The 15,579-nt window shown below is 52.5% G+C and carries 21 protein-coding genes; 1 reads left to right on the forward strand and 20 read right to left on the reverse strand.

Annotated features, from left to right (window positions below; genetic code table 11):
• Nucleotides 1-3: 3 nt before the first annotated feature.
• From SK38_RS16450 to SK38_RS16525, 16 genes are all read right to left on the reverse strand, one after another.
• Nucleotides 4-444 (reverse strand): DUF3277 family protein, encoded by a 441-nt coding sequence (locus SK38_RS16450; protein WP_000257260.1) that lies wholly within the window; start codon nucleotides 442-444, stop codon nucleotides 4-6.
• A gap of 11 nt (nucleotides 445-455) precedes the next feature.
• Complete coding sequence (locus SK38_RS16455; RefSeq protein WP_048236529.1) at nucleotides 456-1,601, reverse strand: DUF3383 family protein; 1,146 nt, start codon at nucleotides 1,599-1,601, stop codon at nucleotides 456-458.
• Between the two features lie 3 nt (nucleotides 1,602-1,604).
• Nucleotides 1,605-2,150, reverse strand: coding sequence for a phage neck terminator protein (locus SK38_RS16460; protein ID WP_048236530.1), 546 nt, complete (start codon nucleotides 2,148-2,150; stop codon nucleotides 1,605-1,607).
• On the reverse strand, nucleotides 2,143-2,547 hold the full coding sequence (locus SK38_RS16465) for a hypothetical protein (RefSeq protein ID WP_048236532.1): 405 nt from the start codon (nucleotides 2,545-2,547) through the stop codon (nucleotides 2,143-2,145). The genes SK38_RS16460 and SK38_RS16465 overlap by 8 nt, the downstream gene beginning before the upstream one ends.
• Complete coding sequence (locus SK38_RS16470; RefSeq protein WP_048236534.1) at nucleotides 2,547-3,053, reverse strand: hypothetical protein; 507 nt, start codon at nucleotides 3,051-3,053, stop codon at nucleotides 2,547-2,549. The genes SK38_RS16465 and SK38_RS16470 overlap by 1 nt, the downstream gene beginning before the upstream one ends.
• Nucleotides 3,050-3,460 (reverse strand): DUF4054 domain-containing protein, encoded by a 411-nt coding sequence (locus tag SK38_RS16475; protein ID WP_048236535.1) that lies wholly within the window; start codon nucleotides 3,458-3,460, stop codon nucleotides 3,050-3,052. Before SK38_RS16475 ends, SK38_RS16470 begins: the two co-directional genes overlap by 4 nt.
• On the reverse strand, nucleotides 3,432-3,839 hold the full coding sequence (locus tag SK38_RS16480) for an STY1053 family phage-associated protein (RefSeq protein ID WP_048236537.1): 408 nt from the start codon (nucleotides 3,837-3,839) through the stop codon (nucleotides 3,432-3,434). Before SK38_RS16480 ends, SK38_RS16475 begins: the two co-directional genes overlap by 29 nt.
• A 44-nt stretch (nucleotides 3,840-3,883) precedes the next feature.
• Nucleotides 3,884-4,831 carry a DUF2184 domain-containing protein gene (locus SK38_RS16485; RefSeq protein WP_044702726.1) on the reverse strand — a complete coding sequence of 316 codons (948 nt, stop codon included), beginning with the start codon at nucleotides 4,829-4,831 and terminating at the stop codon, nucleotides 3,884-3,886.
• Between the two features lie 11 nt (nucleotides 4,832-4,842).
• Nucleotides 4,843-5,346: a structural cement protein Gp24 gene (locus SK38_RS16490; protein ID WP_044702725.1), complete on the reverse strand. Its 504-nt coding sequence runs from the start codon at nucleotides 5,344-5,346 to the stop codon at nucleotides 4,843-4,845.
• Nucleotides 5,347-5,357: 11 nt separating this feature from the next.
• Nucleotides 5,358-6,623, reverse strand: coding sequence for a DUF2213 domain-containing protein (locus SK38_RS16495; protein WP_048236538.1), 1,266 nt, complete (start codon nucleotides 6,621-6,623; stop codon nucleotides 5,358-5,360).
• 261 nt (nucleotides 6,624-6,884) lie between these two features.
• A complete protein-coding gene (locus tag SK38_RS16500; protein WP_048236539.1) occupies nucleotides 6,885-7,418 on the reverse strand; it encodes a phage head morphogenesis protein in 534 nt (177 codons plus the stop codon).
• Between the two features lie 76 nt (nucleotides 7,419-7,494).
• A complete protein-coding gene (locus SK38_RS16505; protein ID WP_048236540.1) occupies nucleotides 7,495-8,958 on the reverse strand; it encodes a DUF1073 domain-containing protein in 1,464 nt (487 codons plus the stop codon).
• 1 nt (nucleotide 8,959) lies between these two features.
• The gene (locus SK38_RS16510) at nucleotides 8,960-10,576 is read right to left on the reverse strand and encodes a hypothetical protein (RefSeq protein WP_048236541.1); all 1,617 of its coding nucleotides are present in this window, start codon (nucleotides 10,574-10,576) and stop codon (nucleotides 8,960-8,962) included.
• 198 nt (nucleotides 10,577-10,774) lie between these two features.
• Nucleotides 10,775-11,377, reverse strand: coding sequence for a hypothetical protein (locus SK38_RS16515; RefSeq protein ID WP_048236543.1), 603 nt, complete (start codon nucleotides 11,375-11,377; stop codon nucleotides 10,775-10,777).
• A gap of 246 nt (nucleotides 11,378-11,623) precedes the next feature.
• Complete coding sequence (locus SK38_RS16520; RefSeq protein WP_048236544.1) at nucleotides 11,624-12,628, reverse strand: tyrosine-type recombinase/integrase; 1,005 nt, start codon at nucleotides 12,626-12,628, stop codon at nucleotides 11,624-11,626.
• Between the two features lie 103 nt (nucleotides 12,629-12,731).
• Entirely contained in the window at nucleotides 12,732-12,938 is a 207-nt protein-coding gene (locus tag SK38_RS16525; protein WP_048236545.1) for a hypothetical protein, read from the reverse strand.
• Between the two features lie 260 nt (nucleotides 12,939-13,198).
• On the opposite strand from SK38_RS16525, the gene SK38_RS24230 reads away from it, so the two are divergent.
• Complete coding sequence (locus tag SK38_RS24230; protein WP_071891841.1) at nucleotides 13,199-13,414, forward strand: KTSC domain-containing protein; 216 nt, start codon at nucleotides 13,199-13,201, stop codon at nucleotides 13,412-13,414.
• Between the two features lie 3 nt (nucleotides 13,415-13,417).
• Here the strand turns inward: SK38_RS24230 and SK38_RS16535 are convergent, their stop codons facing one another.
• The 4 genes from SK38_RS16535 to SK38_RS16550 all read right to left on the reverse strand — a co-directional run bounded on the left by SK38_RS16535 (nucleotide 13,418) and on the right by SK38_RS16550 (nucleotide 15,576).
• A complete protein-coding gene (locus SK38_RS16535) occupies nucleotides 13,418-13,951 on the reverse strand; it encodes a DUF2514 domain-containing protein (protein WP_048236888.1) in 534 nt (177 codons plus the stop codon).
• 100 nt (nucleotides 13,952-14,051) lie between these two features.
• Nucleotides 14,052-14,600, reverse strand: coding sequence for a lysozyme (locus tag SK38_RS16540; RefSeq protein WP_048236546.1), 549 nt, complete (start codon nucleotides 14,598-14,600; stop codon nucleotides 14,052-14,054).
• Complete coding sequence (locus SK38_RS16545) at nucleotides 14,572-14,850, reverse strand: HP1 family phage holin (protein ID WP_048236547.1); 279 nt, start codon at nucleotides 14,848-14,850, stop codon at nucleotides 14,572-14,574. Before SK38_RS16545 ends, SK38_RS16540 begins: the two co-directional genes overlap by 29 nt.
• Before the next feature lie 153 nt (nucleotides 14,851-15,003).
• On the reverse strand, nucleotides 15,004-15,576 hold the full coding sequence (locus tag SK38_RS16550) for a hypothetical protein (protein WP_048236548.1): 573 nt from the start codon (nucleotides 15,574-15,576) through the stop codon (nucleotides 15,004-15,006).
• Nucleotides 15,577-15,579: the final 3 nt, after the last annotated feature.

Here is a 15,579-nt window from a genome sequence, read left to right on the forward strand (position 1 = left end):
CTGTTAAAACTCTCCGAGTACCTGGTCGATTTTGCCGCAGTCAAACACCCAGGGCATCGTATTGCCGGCCTTAGCGTTGGCGTTATCCGGCTGTTTCTGGAATGCCACGCTGCGCGCCGTGATGATGTCACCGCTCACCTTATTTCGGATCACAATGACGTTGTTTCCCCAGGTACCTGAGGACTGACTCTGTGCGTTGTACGCCAGCGACAGCTTTTTGTTTGTCGGCGAGGTCTTAAGAAGGTTGACGGTTACCGTGCCGCTTTTATCCGCGTGCAGGCTGTGCATCACTTCACCGTCAGCACCGATGGTCATGGTGTTTTTGGGTCCGCCCATTGCAACGGTGATCCCTTCCTCTGAACTGGCAGAACCGTAGCCCAGATCAATCTCTCCGGTCGGGCCAGAGAGGGACGCCGTGACATCCATAAAAGAATAAGTAGCCATTCATGTTCTCCTTAGCGAACGACGTTGATCTGAACATCAGCGAAATGAACCGCACCAGCCAGCTTACAGGCCACCTGAATAACCGGTGCCTTACGTGCTTCACGGTCTGCCTGCGCCTGCTCGGAAATCGGCTGCGCGTAGACGTAATAGCCTTTTGTCAGCGTGTCGCCGGAATCCAGCTGCCCAATCGGGCCACCGTTCCATACGCCAGCAGCCACCAGCCCGTTAGTGACGGACTGATCCATAGACTGTTCAACATTGGAAAGCAGGCGCGTAACGCCAGCATCGGTCTGTGGGACTTTGGTTGTGCTGGTATAGAGCAGGTTATACAGGTTGGTCTGAACGTAGTTCTGCAGCCAGTCGAGCCCGTGGCGTTCGTCGAAGAAATCACCGCTGGACATGACGCCCTGCTGCAGGATTGCCGTATCGTTCTGGTAGTACACAAACACGTTGCAGTTCTTGGCATCCAGCGCCGCCGCCTGATTGGTGGTCAGGGTTTCATAGGTAATCCCCGGCTCCTGCTTGAATTTCAGGGTGATGGTCGTGTTACTGCCATTGAAATTCACCGTGAACGCGCGACCAAATGCAGACAGTGCGGCGTACTTGCTGCTGGTGGAATACTGCACAAACGTGCGAGCGTATTTTGCCGCCTTCAGCTTATAAGCCAGGTCGGTAGTGGAGGTCGCGTTTACCGTCTCAGGCTCTGCAGTGGTAATCGCCAGAATTCGGCTGAGACTGGAGGCCTCGATCGCAGCGGCCACGCTCAGCCAGTCGGCATCATCGATATCTTCATCGTCAGCCACGGCCAGACCGTACCAGTTCGTGTAATTCAGAACGGCGTTCACCGCCTGCAGCAACGTTTCCGCCGAACCGCTTTCAGCCGATACCAGCGTTTTAGCCCAGCGACCGACATACACCTGCTGAGGTTTCGGTGATTGCGAGAAATACACTGTAGCGGCTTCATATTCCGGGCTATCTACGCCGAAATCTGTGCCGATATCTTCCGGGGATGAGTAGAGGCGAATGCGCTCAGAAACCGGGATAACCGTTGATCTCCCGAGAATGAGCAGTGAACCAAAGTTTCGACCAGTAGCCGCACGCGGCCCAATGATCACGTCGACATTCACGACGTTAGATACAGGTAATCCCTGCGGCATAATTTAGTCTCCGAAAAATGAGACGGGCGCATCTTGCAGCGTCCGGACGTTGTAGGTACGAATGTTTTTGCGGGACAGCGTTATGGTGAGGTCGTAGCGCCTCACCCACTGGTTATTAATGAGCTCTGGCAGGTTGTAGATAGTCCCGGCCTCCACCAGCGAAAGTCCCGAGCGATTCAGCTCGGCGTTGTTTTGCTCGACGAATATCCCCGCGCGGAAAGTTGATGCCGTGCTGGCTCCCTGAGGCCCATAGAAGCAGCAAATCACTGTGACCTGCTCCCATATCCATTGCTCGGACTGTTCTTCCGACACCTGAACATCAGACTGGCTTAACGGCTGCGGAACGGTAGTGATACCGAAACCGCACCACGTCACCCCGTTGTTGGGGATCTGCGGCTGCGGGTCGGTCCATCGGGGGAAAACCAGAGAGGCCGGCAGGCCAGAAACACCACGAATCCACCGACTAATTTCTCGCTCCAGCGCCTCGTCATACTGTGGGCTATCCCCGACAGGCGTCAGATACCCGCGCACGGTGCTGTCGTTACTCAACTGGCGTCCCTCCGTTAAAATCCACCAGCTCACAATGTGCCTGGACGAATCCGGCGCCGTAACTGGTGTACGGATCGACGAACGTCACGCGATAGTCGCGTCCGTTATAGGTCACGATATCGGCATCAAGTCGCGGGGTGCTGTCTGTACCGGGCTGGCCCTGAGTTAACCTGAACTGCGTCACGATGAGGATCGCACCGCTGATGTTCTGGCCTGCCTCCATTCGCCTGGCTTCCAGAGAACGATCAACCGTTACCACGCCAGAGAATGGGATATCCTGAGCTGTGTTTTTCGCGAAATTGTCCTCATCCACCGTCTGAACCTGCCGGTGACATACCAGACTGGTGTCCATGAAGTCGGGATCGAGAAGAACATCGCTCACATCGAGAAGAGGCATTATTTTTTCCTCACGACGTAGTTAATTGAGCGCAACAGGTATCCGTGGGCATACAGCGGCTTTTCGCCGGGAATGCCCTCGGCCCTTCTGCGTTCGAGGGTTTTCTCAGAAAGTGGATGCAACCGGCCACCAGCACCGATAACGGCTTTTGCAGCGTCACGAGCAATCTGTCCGGCGCTCTCCAGCTCACGCACTGCTGCTTCAGTCCGCCCCTCCAGCGCGGCGGTTGCCGCTGCTTTGAGGTGCGCAGTTGTTCGGGGTTTTGAATCCTCGATCCCCATATCCAGAAAAGGACGCGGGGGAAGCGTGACCGTTGTACTGTCGATTTCCACCGTTGCGCCCGTCGAGTGGAGGTAGCCCAGTTCCGCGTTATTAATCGGTGAGCCATCCTCACGCCCTGCCTTGTCCTCAGGTATTCCCACCAGCACATCCATTCCGGATAACTGGCGGAGGGATTCCAAAACAGCCACGGCGTTATCAGCACGAACCGTTAACCCGCTTTTCATAGCAGTTGCCTGCCACCAGCGCCGAACATGGACCACCACCAGTAGAACTCGCGTCCGTAAGCGGTACTGTTCCAGTAACCTGCATCCGGATTAATTACCCCGGACACGTCATAGCTCACTGAAACCTTATCCACTGATTTAGAGGACACGACACCTGCCGCACCGTTGCTGTTCACACCACCAGCGGCAGCAGCGGCCAGCGTGCGGCCGCGAAGCTCCGTATAGTGAGCGGTGAATAGTTCGGCAAGGTAAACGAACTGATCGCCCTGTACGTCCTGATTCAGGATTGTGTCTGCCTGCCCCAAATAGAAATTCACTGAGGGATCAGGGTAGCGGGTGGTATCGGCGAACTCGGGAAAGTCGGTGCGGAACTGCTCGTTAGTTGGAAGCCTGCTGTTTTTTGGCATTTTTAGCGTCCCCACCGGTGGTATCGGCTTTGTCCGTGGCATCAGCATTACCGGCAGATGCCGCCTGAGCGGCCGCCAGTTGCGCTTTCAGATCCGTAATTTCATTACCCTGATCGGTGATGGTCTTTTCATGCGCCGCCAGTTGCGCTTTCAGGGTGTTATTTTCTTCTGCCAGGAGAACAAGGCTCGCGGTCAGGTCTTCAGTGCTCTGCTCGTTCGCCAGGTCGGCTTCGTCAATCGGGCGCGCATAGGCTTTAAAGGCCCAGTGGTCCTTAACTTCTTTCGGGAAAGAGGAACTGTCGTGGATGCCCTGAGACAGCTCAAATTTAGAACCGTCGGCAAAGCTGAGAGTTGCGCCACCGGAAACAACGTATTTCATGTTTTTGCTCCATAAAAAAGGCGGGGTTCCCCGCCTGTTTCAGGTTAAGACGCCGGAACGTCCAGGTAAGAGATCGTATTGGAATACGGGGTTTCCACCTGGCCCAGCTTGCCGTAGTAAGTGGTCAACTGCTGCAGGCCGCGATACTCCAGCGGCGTGTTCAGCAGAGGAACCATCGGGAAGCGAACGTATTTTTCGTCCTGGGTGTAAGCAACGATACGATGCGCGCCACCAGCGCCACGCTTGGAAGCCCACTTCATGGAGACGATCTCCAGTGGTGTCCCGTTTTCCTGGAACGCGATGGTATTAATCTTCACGTATTCCAGCACGGAGATATTCCCTGCAGAGGAAACCTTTTTGCTCGCCAGCAAGCCGAACAGCTCCGGAGCCAGACCAATTTTCGCCGGGCAGACCGCATAACCAGAACGAACCCAGCCATCAGACAGCACCAGGTTGATATCCTGAACAATGACATCAGGATCGGTGGTGGCAGTCCACGCTGCAGCTGCAGCAACCGGGGTAACATCCGGCAGGTTCAGCAGACCACGAACGCCCAGTTCGGTATCACCGATGTAAACCTGTTCGTCGGTATCCATTGCCCACTTCAGCTTCATGCCTTCGTATTTCTGGACATCAACAGGACGGCCCAGTTTTTGCGCGGAGGCCAGCTCCAGCACCGTCCATCCGATTTCCTGTCCCCAAGGGGTAAGGTTGTTACGGGTCGGCTGAATATCGAGTTCAATACCAGGAACGGCGGTGGATTTCTTACCAATCCAGTTTTTACCGTTAGGGTTAGGACCACCAACGCCGACGAAATCGGTGTTCGTGAAAGATGACACTTCATCAGCGATAGAAATATCGCTACGCAGTGGCATGTCGCGGGACCACTTAACGGAGGTCAGCGGCATGTTCAGCGTCTGATCCATGCGCTCCAGCTCTCCGACAAGAAACGCGCCGGTGGAGTCGATGGTCGCTCTGTCAACTGTAAACATTAATCATTCCCTCAGATGTTATAAGCGATTTCAATACGGCCGTCGGCTTCACCCGGCCCCATGACCTCTGCATTTGTCAGCTGAGGTGTATTTGATGCGGTGGAGTCCGGAGACAAAACAAAAGAGCCAACCGGGCTTTGAGTGGTGCCACCAGCCACGCGAACGTATACCGGATCGCCTTTCTTCGCGGTCGTCGCGTTACCTGCAGTAGCAGTTACGCAGATGTAACCGCGTTTAAGGTTGTCGCCCACCTGATTAGCGGTCACACCGATGTAAGCCAGGTCAAGCGCAGAGGTGATCGGGAACGGACGGACCAGAATACCTTTCACTTTGCCGATAGTGTCGCCGGACTCCAGAGGAACGAATTTATCGTTCACGTATTTACCAGCCAGTCCGTAGGACGCGAACTGCTTCGAGTGGTCCAGGGTGACCGGCTCAATGGTGAGATCACGAGGACGGGTAACGCCCCCGGCAATGCCCAGGGGCATCCGCGTTAAATATGCAGTACCTGCCATGATGATTTACCTTATTTATTTTTTGCCCAGAAATCGGCGTTGAGCTTGTTCAGTTCTGCCGGGGAAAGGTGCTTTGTGCTGATTGCCCGGTCGGTGGTGCGAGTACCACTATTTAGCGGTGCAAGGTGGTTCTTCGCCTTATGCAGCGCTACAGCGGCAGTAAACACCGCGTCGACCGTAGCCTTTGGCGCTTTGTAGAAATCATCCACGCCAAACGATTTCAGGCTGTCACCGGTGCGCATTGCGTGATTCAGCACCTGACGTTTCAGGTTCTTATCGCCAGCAGGCTGGAAGCCAGGGCAGATAATTTCCGCATCTGCGATCAGGTTGCGCTTAAAGGCTGCGTCACCCGTCACTTTGCGGTTTTCTTCTTCGTCTTCGTCGGTGGTCATGTTGCCTGGGTCCGGATCGCCATCGGTGGTTTTACCCTCCAGCGTTTCCAGACGAACCAGCAACGCTTTCGCCCAGGCAGGAATTTCTTCATCGCCTGTTTTCTCTTTATTCGGATCGCCTTCGTCCGTAGTGGAGCGGTTCGCCTCAGGGAGCGCGGTAGACTGCGCTGGAGCATTCATGTTGATAGTTACACCGGGGATTGAAGCCATGCCATCAGACGGCATATCCGGCGCTTCATCGATGAGTTTTGCCAGTGCATCCTCATCTTTCGTCTTAATGGCCTGAGCCAGTTTTTTAAGCCATGACATTACAGGCTTCTCCTTTGTTGTTGATGGGATGGAATCCCCGATTGCACAGCGGCCACCAGCACGCCCCCGTTCAATGCCGACAGCGAGGTGGTTACCTGTGATTTGGTATTGCTTGCCCTTGCCGGGTGCCAGTTGCTTGTACTGCGCGTCATAGCCGCAACTGACATCGGTCAGGCCAGAATTCACCGCGTCGATTGCTTCCTGCCGTTTAATCAGCACGTCAGCAATGAGCAGATCCGATTTATCGCCGGTGCCGCGTCGGACGTTCTGAATATGTCCGTGCGCCAGCTCAGCAAAGTTAGATGGGTTAACGAATACGATGTTGCCCAGACTATCCTCTGGATGCCCCAGCGTGACGGCCACGCCCTCAAAGCTCGCCATCGTTTCCGGGGAAAACACCTCATCTTCCGTTCGCCAGACCGTCACTGTGCCGCTGGCGTCAGGCTCGAGGTCGATTTCTTCGGGTAAGTAGACCTGCGTTCCTGTACGTGCGATCGGTACGTCTTTACACAGCAGTGAGCCATCCGCCTGCAGATAACGCGTTTCGCCCAGGCGTGTAGTGAAGAAATATTTCATGGGTTACCTGCTCGATTACGGGCAACAAAAAGGCCGCTCAGTGGCGACCTTGTGAGATGGGAAAAATGTTCAAAATAACGGGCTATTTAACATAAGAGTTCTTACCCGCACCGACGAAAATGGACTCAATTAAAATGTCCCCTTAAAGCCGTAAAAATCGCGATTAACTTAGCTAAAAACCGATCTTTTCGAATACAACATTTTCATAACATTTCGCAGGTATTGCAGTTCGCATGAAATGAATGCTCAAAGCCGTATTTTTCATTTTCTCGGTTCAGGAATTTGCACTTCAGGCCAGCATTTGCAGTTCGGCAAACATCCGGCGTGTCCGGTCATACCGTCCAGCGTCGGCGGGTTATCCCAGCGCACAAATTTATCTTTCATCTTTCGGTGAGAATCACGCGTTCCGGCCCCTTCGATGCGCCACCAGTAGCCCTCAGAGCCAACCGAAAGGGCTCTGGCCTGCGTCAACGCGCCGGTAGCTCGTCCAATCTCTGTACGGGCGATCAGTTGCGCCCTGCTGGCGGCCACATCACCGGAAGCCATAATCATCTCGTAGAGCTGATCCGGACGTTCTCCAGTGACAACCGCCTGCATTGCGCGCTGCTGTATGTCCATCACACGATCGGCAGCTTCCAGAGGCAAGGACTTCATCAGTTGAATCTGTCGGTATACGATATCCTGTGCTACCTGCCCGACGGGGGTATTACCCACCACATCACGCAGGCCAGCGCCAATTTCCTCAGATACCGATTTCCACTGATTCCATTCTTCCTGCTCGACCTGGGCAAACATCCTTCGCCCGACCTGCTCTGCCCAGTCGCTGATTACCTCGGAATAGTCCACCAGCGTTTTCGAAATGTTGTCAGCGCTAACCTGTGAACCATCGTAGGTACCATCGACGATCTGCCCTATCTGGTTTGCTATCGCCAACAGGCTTTTTCGATACTGGATCTCCGAACGACGGCGGAGGGATGGTTTCAGGTTCATCCTCCTGCCACTGGGCCTTCGCATCTTCTATATCCTCGTCAGTGATAGAACCACCGATGCCAATCACATCGGAAATGTTCCTGAGGTCGTTAAGCGCTGCTGCAGGCGACATTCCGAGGTCACGAACGGCGGTACCAAGTGCAGTAACCACATTGTTCGCCATCGTTGCGCGGTCCACGTCTGACATTTCCCAGAGCTTGTTAAACTCAAAAGTAAAATCGTCAGGCAGTGGTTCACCGAACAGAGAACGCCAGGAGATATCGAGCAGCCATCGGATATGGCGGCGTAAGCGTCTCTCCTGCAGCGAGTTAACCCGGCTGTAGTAGTTTTCCAGATCGCCGTCGCCAGTGTTGAAACCTGCGGGAGACTGCCCGAACAGACGGACGAGAGGAATTCCCGTCGCGCCGGAAACCTGCTCAGCAAAGCGGAGAAGGACATCAGCGATACCCGCAAACGTATAGCTGTGGGTTTCGAACTTATCCTTACCATCCATGATGGTCATGCCTTCTATTGTCTGGAACTGACGTATCATGTCCAGGTGCTTCATCAGCGCCTTTTCAAGGTCGCCTCCGGTAGCAAGAATCTTGCGCAGGTCTTCAATGCTGTAGGTCCGTAGATGCGCTTTGTGGATCAGCTGTGTGGTGCCGACCGTCGCAGTATCAAAAGCCTCGATACGCTCGAAAATACGCTCCACAACAGACATCCCCCAGCCGTTTTCCGTCTGGGCCTGCTGGAAAGGAAGCGTATCGCCCTCCATGCGTATAACGCGGCTATGGTGGATCTTCCAGGGGGGAATCCCCTGCTGGTTCGTGATTACCTTGTAATATTTCGGTTTCCCAAAATCGGGACCGTAATCGGTAACGAGATCGTAATAACTCGGGTTAATCATCCAGCGGTCAAGGCTCATCACGCCCTTAAACTGCCCCTCTTTGATGCGATCCAGTTTCAGCGGGGAGGACATATCCTGCCCTTCAAGCAGGACCACCAGCACCGCGCCACCGTACAATCGTGACCATTTGAGGTTATCGTTAAGCCCATCCCATATAGCGAGCTCATCCCAGAACGTTTCGAGCTTGCCCTTTTGTCCAGGTTTCAGCTTTGAGCTGATGTTAATCCCCTTGCGGGTCATATCATCGGCCATCGCATCCACACCGGCACCAACGAGGAACGATGAACGATACGCAAACTCCAGCATCACCCTGTTACGGCTGATGTACCCGGGCATGTACATTCCACCCGTCTGGATGTTTCTGGTGTCGCTGCCAAGTTTGGCCGTGAAATTGTTGTACCCGTCAGCAGTCGCAACGGGCTTTTGTGCGCCGTTCTGGCGTTTCTTACGGGACATGTCACGCTCCGGCCAGTTTGGCCCAGTTATCAAGGGAGGAATCCATCGGCGCGTAGTTAATCATTACGGCGTCTGCGAGGTTCGGCGATTTCGTGCCTTCCGGCTGTTTATCCACGAGGATTTTACCGACGGCGTTTTTCGACCACGTGGGCTGTGAAAGCTCCATCAGCAGGCGGTCTATATTTTCTATCTCGCTGCTTATCGAAATGATTTCGTCGGGGTTGTAGTCCATCCCGTTCAGCGCACGGAAGGTGTTACGAAACAGCTTGCGGAGATGCCACCAGCTCTGTGCTTTCGCGTTCGCGAAGAAGTCTTTATTCAGGCGCGCCGCTTTACCGTTATCACCAGGTACGGCTTCGTCTTCCGGGTCGAATACACTACCGCTACCACGGAAAGGCGTAGCTGTGATTGTTCCCCGGCCTTCAGCCTGCCTGAGCTCGTTTATCACGCGAGCATCGCCACGCGCACCAGCACCCAGACCGTCCTCATCGAAACGGAACTCATCCAGACCGTAATCGTCACAATACCCAAACGATTTAACGACTGAGGCGTAGATATCGCTGCCAATGCCAGACCATTCGTGAACGTTCTGCAGAAGGAAGCCATAGCGGCAAGAAAAGCCGTTTTTGTCTTTCCCTTCGTCTGCGATATCCATTGCGCCGAGGCGCTGGCCGCTGGGCTGAATACCCAGTTTAATATGTGCGTCGACGGCGGCCTGCACCCATTCGGAAGGAATGAGAATCCCCTCTGTGGATGCGCTGTAGTTCAGGTCCAGTTCCTGAGCAACGATAATCGGATCATCAATTTTCAGACATTCGTTGCGGTACCACTCATCATCCTTGCGCGGGTCGCTGCGCCAGTGGAACGTAAACACCGGGATATTTCCGCTGTGGCGCTTACGTGCAAAGGGGTTATTCATGCCGTTAACGGATGAGAGGTCTATACGGCAGCGGGTCGTCTGAGAGAGCGCAGCATCGATGATTAATGGCCGTTTGAGGAATGCCGACTCATCCACGAAATAAAGAGTGGTACGGTCACCACGGCCAATGTTATCGCCGGCCTCACCCTTAATGACCGCGCCCGTTTCCGGAAACTCCACGCGCATGTAAGGTGCGTGCTTTTTGTCATTCCATGAACCGCGAAACTCAACCGGCAGCAGCTCGACAAACTTACGCGCTTTCCAGAAAAGTGCTTTCGGGTCGCCGGTACTGTCGACATATTCCTCTTTACGGGAACCGAACCCGATCACCATTTCTTTGTTGAACAGGCAAAGCGAACAGGCCAGACCGATAGAGGTCCAGCTAAGCCCCATTTCGCGGCTTTTTTCTGTCAGCCCATGCTCAAGACTGGCGCGCCTGTCCATGATCCAGTTAATCCATTCCTCCTGGCGGGGGAACAGCAAAAACGGGATGGTCGCAGGCAGGCCATAATCGAGGTTACGCGGGTCCGTCGTCATGCCCCAGTCGATGATGAACTGGGCCGGGTTAGTACGGTAAAACTCACGGAGTGCCGGAAGCATTTCAGGCGCTTTCCTGATCCGCTCCAGCCTCTCCATTCTCCACTCAAACACGGCGGTATAGTCCGGTTTACGGAAGTCAAAGGGGAACGGGATCGGCACAGAAAAATTCCTCAAAAACGCCCCGATTTAACATAATGGTCGTTACCCGCACTGGCGCAACAGCACCCATCACGCAAACGGCGTGAAGCCTCTGTTTTGAACAGAAAAGAGGTCAAATCGGGATGAATAAAACGTGCATAAAACGGGTCAAAAAGTGCATAGCATTTTTTTAGTTCGAAACGCCTGTTTTTGCATTTTTCAGCCCATGTATTTTTTGTAGATATCTGCCGCTTCCTGCGGGGTCAGGTTCGCCGCTTCGGCTTTGGCTGCCTCGTCCATATTGGTGAACGATTCGAAAATTTTCGGTGCTCCCAGTTCCATAAGCAGAGTGGGCGGAACCTTAATCCCCTCAGCCTCAAGTAGCTGCGCCGCCTGCAGCGCGGAGTATTTACCGTCGACCTTGTGTTTCATCACTTCACGAAGAACATCACGTTGACGGTCTTCTTCCCCATAAACGCTGCGACCGAGGCCAAGGGCTTTGGCAAACACCGCAACATCATTGTGTGTTGGCAAGACATCCTCGACCGTTGTTTTCAGGCCATTGGGGGATTTAGTGACAGTCTTCCGCTTACGAACGTCCAGGTTTTTACCTGCAACATTGTTAATCCTTTCCATCAGAACTTCGCGAGCCTCGGTAAAGGCACGGTTAAAGTCGGCATGTTCCTTACGCCAATTGCGGATAGTCGCCTCGTCAATTTCCAGCCGCTGGGCAACCATGCGGTTTGAGATCTTGTTACGGGCTAAGGCCATGTCAAGAACGATACCGACGTAGGCCTTCTTAAAGCTATTTTTTCGGGCCATACGCTTACCTGAAATCGGGTGCTGTTTATATTTTGTTCAAAATCATTTTTCCGCATTTTGCGTGCGGAATAATTCTGAGAAAAAATCCACTCCGGGGCTGCAAGCCTGCTGGGTTTGAGTGCGGAATTAAAATGTCGAAAAAATGCGGAGTTATCTATTTTTCGCCAAAACTGCGATTTAATGCCCGGAGGCCGCGCAGAATGGGGAGATAGTGGATCGCCCTAATATTTCCACTATGTGGATAACTCAGTCTAAATCCATCTCCACCACTTCCCCGAACAGGTGACCGTAAACGTCCATCGTAGTTTTGATGTTCGAATGCCCAATAAGCCTGGAAACTTTCAGAATATCGACGCCTTTATTTGCCAGGCGAGATACAGCAAAGTGGCGAAGATGATGGAATCGCTTAATGCCATAGTCGTTTAGAGTTCTGACGAGAACACCCTGAGTGCCATAGCTGGTAGCGAGGCATGCGCCGGTAAACTGATTACAGATAAGAGGCTCAGAGGAACCAAGCTTACTTTTATCCAGCAACGCGAAAAGCTCACGCGGCATCCGTACCCGGCGCTCCACACCTCTTTTCAGCCCCTCATGTATCACACCGTCAACTACATGCCCCCGGATGTCGATCCAGTCGGCTGACACGTCGTTATAAGTAACCGCCAGAGCCTCACCGATGCGCAGGCCACAAATCCCGAGCCAGCACGCGATACGCTCACGAACTGGCGCGTTATTCAGTAGCTCTCTGACCGATGATGAAGGCGGTATAGTGATGGGTCGACGCTTCCGGCGCGCAGGACGATCAACAGGGTTAAAAGTGATGAGCCGTTTTCCCACCAGCAGGAAGAAAGCCGAACGAATCCAGCGATGGCAGCCAGGGCGAACCGAATCAACGATATCCCGATGACTGATATGGAGAATATTTTGTTCCAGTATCGGCCCATCAACAGCGAGAAGATCGTGACGGCATTTCGTATAAGACGACAGCCGTATGATATTTTTTTCCAGCTTGCCGGCCTGATAGCCAAGATAAAACAGTATTAACTTTCGGAAAGTCCATGAATGATCTATTCCGCTCCAGTTGGCGGTTCGACAATCCAGCTCAATATTCTGTTTTTGCCAGAAAAGATGTGCTGCATCGTCAATATTCTTAAAGATGCGGCGGCGTCCATGACCGGATTTTTCATCCTTCCAGTGGACGTAATATTTTGATTGTCCATTGACATCAGTGGATTCTTTTAACGAAGCCATACTGAACAATCCTCTGATTTAAGCTATGTCATTACGATGGGACTGCCCATTGTAATGACAATAAAAAACCGCCCGTAGGCGGTTAGGTAGAAACTTGAGACTATCAGCCTTTTAATGCAGCTTGAATCGCATCTGCGAGGCCAGAGATACCTTCTTTGGCGGAAGTTAAATCGTTATACATTGACCCGCCCTGCCCAGCAGCTGAGGAAGCTGATGCTTTAACAATTTCTAAGGCCGCTTGAACAGCTAAAAGACGTTGAGTTTTTTCATCAGTGGCAATCGCGCCATTTTTAAAATAGTTCTCTAACATGACAATCCCCTTAATTCCCTACCAACTCGGAGGGTTTCAAAATGTAAATGGGGATTGCATTACAGATTTCAAGACCATGATCAAGCCCACCCGCGATGAGCTTTGTAATGGCTACTTATCTGTTTCGGTCGCCATCTCTACTAAGTCAATGAAGTCCTGGCACATATCCAGTCGATGACCATGATCGTCGACAAAGTTATACCCTTTGAATAGCTCTACGATTTCCTCGGGACTTTTCCCATTCAAACGAGGAAACTGCTTTGATTCGTCAACCTGTTTCATCTTCAAATCTCCAATCAGTAGGTTATGACCAGGCCACTTCAACGCTGGAAATTGCATTCCATAGCAGTGGCATTTATCAATACTCTCGGGTTCCTTCTGCCGTGCACACGGCGCTAATGAATGCACCGTCAAAAGGTCAGTATTTTGATGCCCACATCAAAAAAGCTGGCTATCCTTATCGCAAAGTTGGCTAACAGCTAGCGGGGATTCGTCCCCGCTTTTTGCCACTTCCCGTTATTCGACTGTCTCACCGAGTCGTAAATACGTTGACACGTCATCCCGGCGGCATAGCGTTCGTCAGCGATTCCAGCATAACGTTTAGCTTCTTCTGCAATATCTCCGAGCATGTTGGCGAGCACTGCGGCGTTGGCGTCGGTTGTTTTGCTTCTGACGGTAGCGGCAAGATCTGCGGTGTGCTTTGCGGCATCCAGGCGGGTGGCAAGTTTTGTTGCTTCGGTGCGCAGCTGGCTAACAGTGGCAGACAGGCCAGCAGCAGTGGCAGCAGATTTAGCGGCTTGTGCTTGTGCATCTTTTACAGCCTCATCACGGGCAATAATACGCCCTTGTTCAATCATGCGCGCGACGGTCTGAGCGTTCGTTGTTTGCGATGATTCCGCACTATCACGTTCCGCCCACTTTTTTTCCCAGCCTCGGTTACTCCAGACATTTCCGCCGATGAATGCGACGGATACCAGAAGCGCGGCGATAATTATCTGAGAGCGAAAACTCATAGCAATATCACTCCCACAAACAAGAACCATCCCCAACCAGTCATACCCTTGCATGCGAGTATTCCGGCGACAATGAAGCAGATTGCAGATGGTAAATATTTCACTGGTCTATCCCCCAACACACCAGCGCGCTTTCCTGGTCTCGCCGCTCTACCTGACCATAGCACCCATTTTTCTGGCCTTTGGTTAGGCGACAATCACGGCCACCGTCTTTAATCCACCAGCGGATCGCTTCACAGGCTCCTTTACGGTCGCCCGCATTGATCCGCTTATAGAACGTAGACGGGAAACATTTTCCGGGGCCGATGTTATATGGGCAGAAAGATGCGATCCCGGCTTTCTGTGGTTCGGTCAGTGGTACCTTGATATTTCGCTCAACCCACGCCAGCGCCTTGTCGCGTTCTATGGCGTTCACCTGGGCGCATTTCTCAGCAGACAGCTTCATACCCTGAACTACTGGCTTACCATCAACCATCGTGGCGCCACGGCAAATGGTCCAGAGTCCGCCACCGTCGCGATATGCCGTAAGGCTGTTACCCTCTTTCTCATTAAGAAACTGATCGAGAATTACAGGTGCGGAAGCCCCGGCAAGAATTAACCCAACGACCGCTGCGCTCAGTTTATTCTTCAGCTTTGGTGACATTGCCATTAAGCCGGTCCTCCCTTTCCTTTTTCCTGTAATACCAGTTCACTGCACAGGTGATTACAGTGCATGCGATACCGACAATAATTGCCCAGTCGCTCAGGTTTAACCCTGCAATTCTGTCGGCCAACATCCAGGACACCTCTTTTGCTGTTTTAGCTGTTTCGGCATATGCCTTCGCTGATACACCGCAGCCGGTCAGCGTGGTTCCTGTTCCATATGAAAGTCTGCTGTAAATGGTGCTCATTCTGGTCATAGCCTCACCTCCGATTTTTCGGATGGCGCTGTGTGTATGAAAAGGGTCAGGCTTCACGGGCTGGATTTATCAACAAAGCACGTCGAGGATGATTCCCGTGAGCCTGAAATAAAAAAGGCCGCCCGAAGGCAGCCTCAAAGTATTTAGATTTTTTTACAGCGATGATTGGTGGAACCGAACTGCAAGGAAGTAAAGTCCCAGCAAAGTAGTTGTTATGATATTCATTAAGATGAATATATAAACGCCAACAAACACCGTTTTAAGCCACAAGATTGCATCAGGAGACCAGAATGTGAGCAGCCACAAATGGAAAGGCTTCCCAATCAGAATAGAAATCATCCCCAAGCAAAATAGCATAAAGCTCACAAGAGCTAGATAACCAAAAAGGTAACAAACAAAGCGCCTGCGCGTCAGTTCGACAGTAAGCTTTTGCCCTCGGAATTTCTCTACTAGAGTCGGAGGTACGCCCGCCATTACTTCGTCGATCGAAGAGCTAGAAAAAGTAGAAACCGCAGCCAGTGCTGCGATATAAAAACCAATCAAGACTTGAAGTAATCCATTAACCTGAAGCAGGAGCCCGTTAGTCTCGATTAAAGAAATTTTGCTAGCATGGAAATAATAAACAATAGTGACGATTAGAGACACTGCAGCTGGTATTTTGTAATCATACCAGTCCTTTTCCTCATGCTTGATGCGGAGATAACTCAGCGGCGAAAAAAGTTTCATATG

The sequence above is a fragment of the Citrobacter sp. MGH110 genome (assembly GCF_001037515.1).
Taxonomy (GTDB): domain Bacteria; phylum Pseudomonadota; class Gammaproteobacteria; order Enterobacterales; family Enterobacteriaceae; genus Citrobacter; species Citrobacter portucalensis.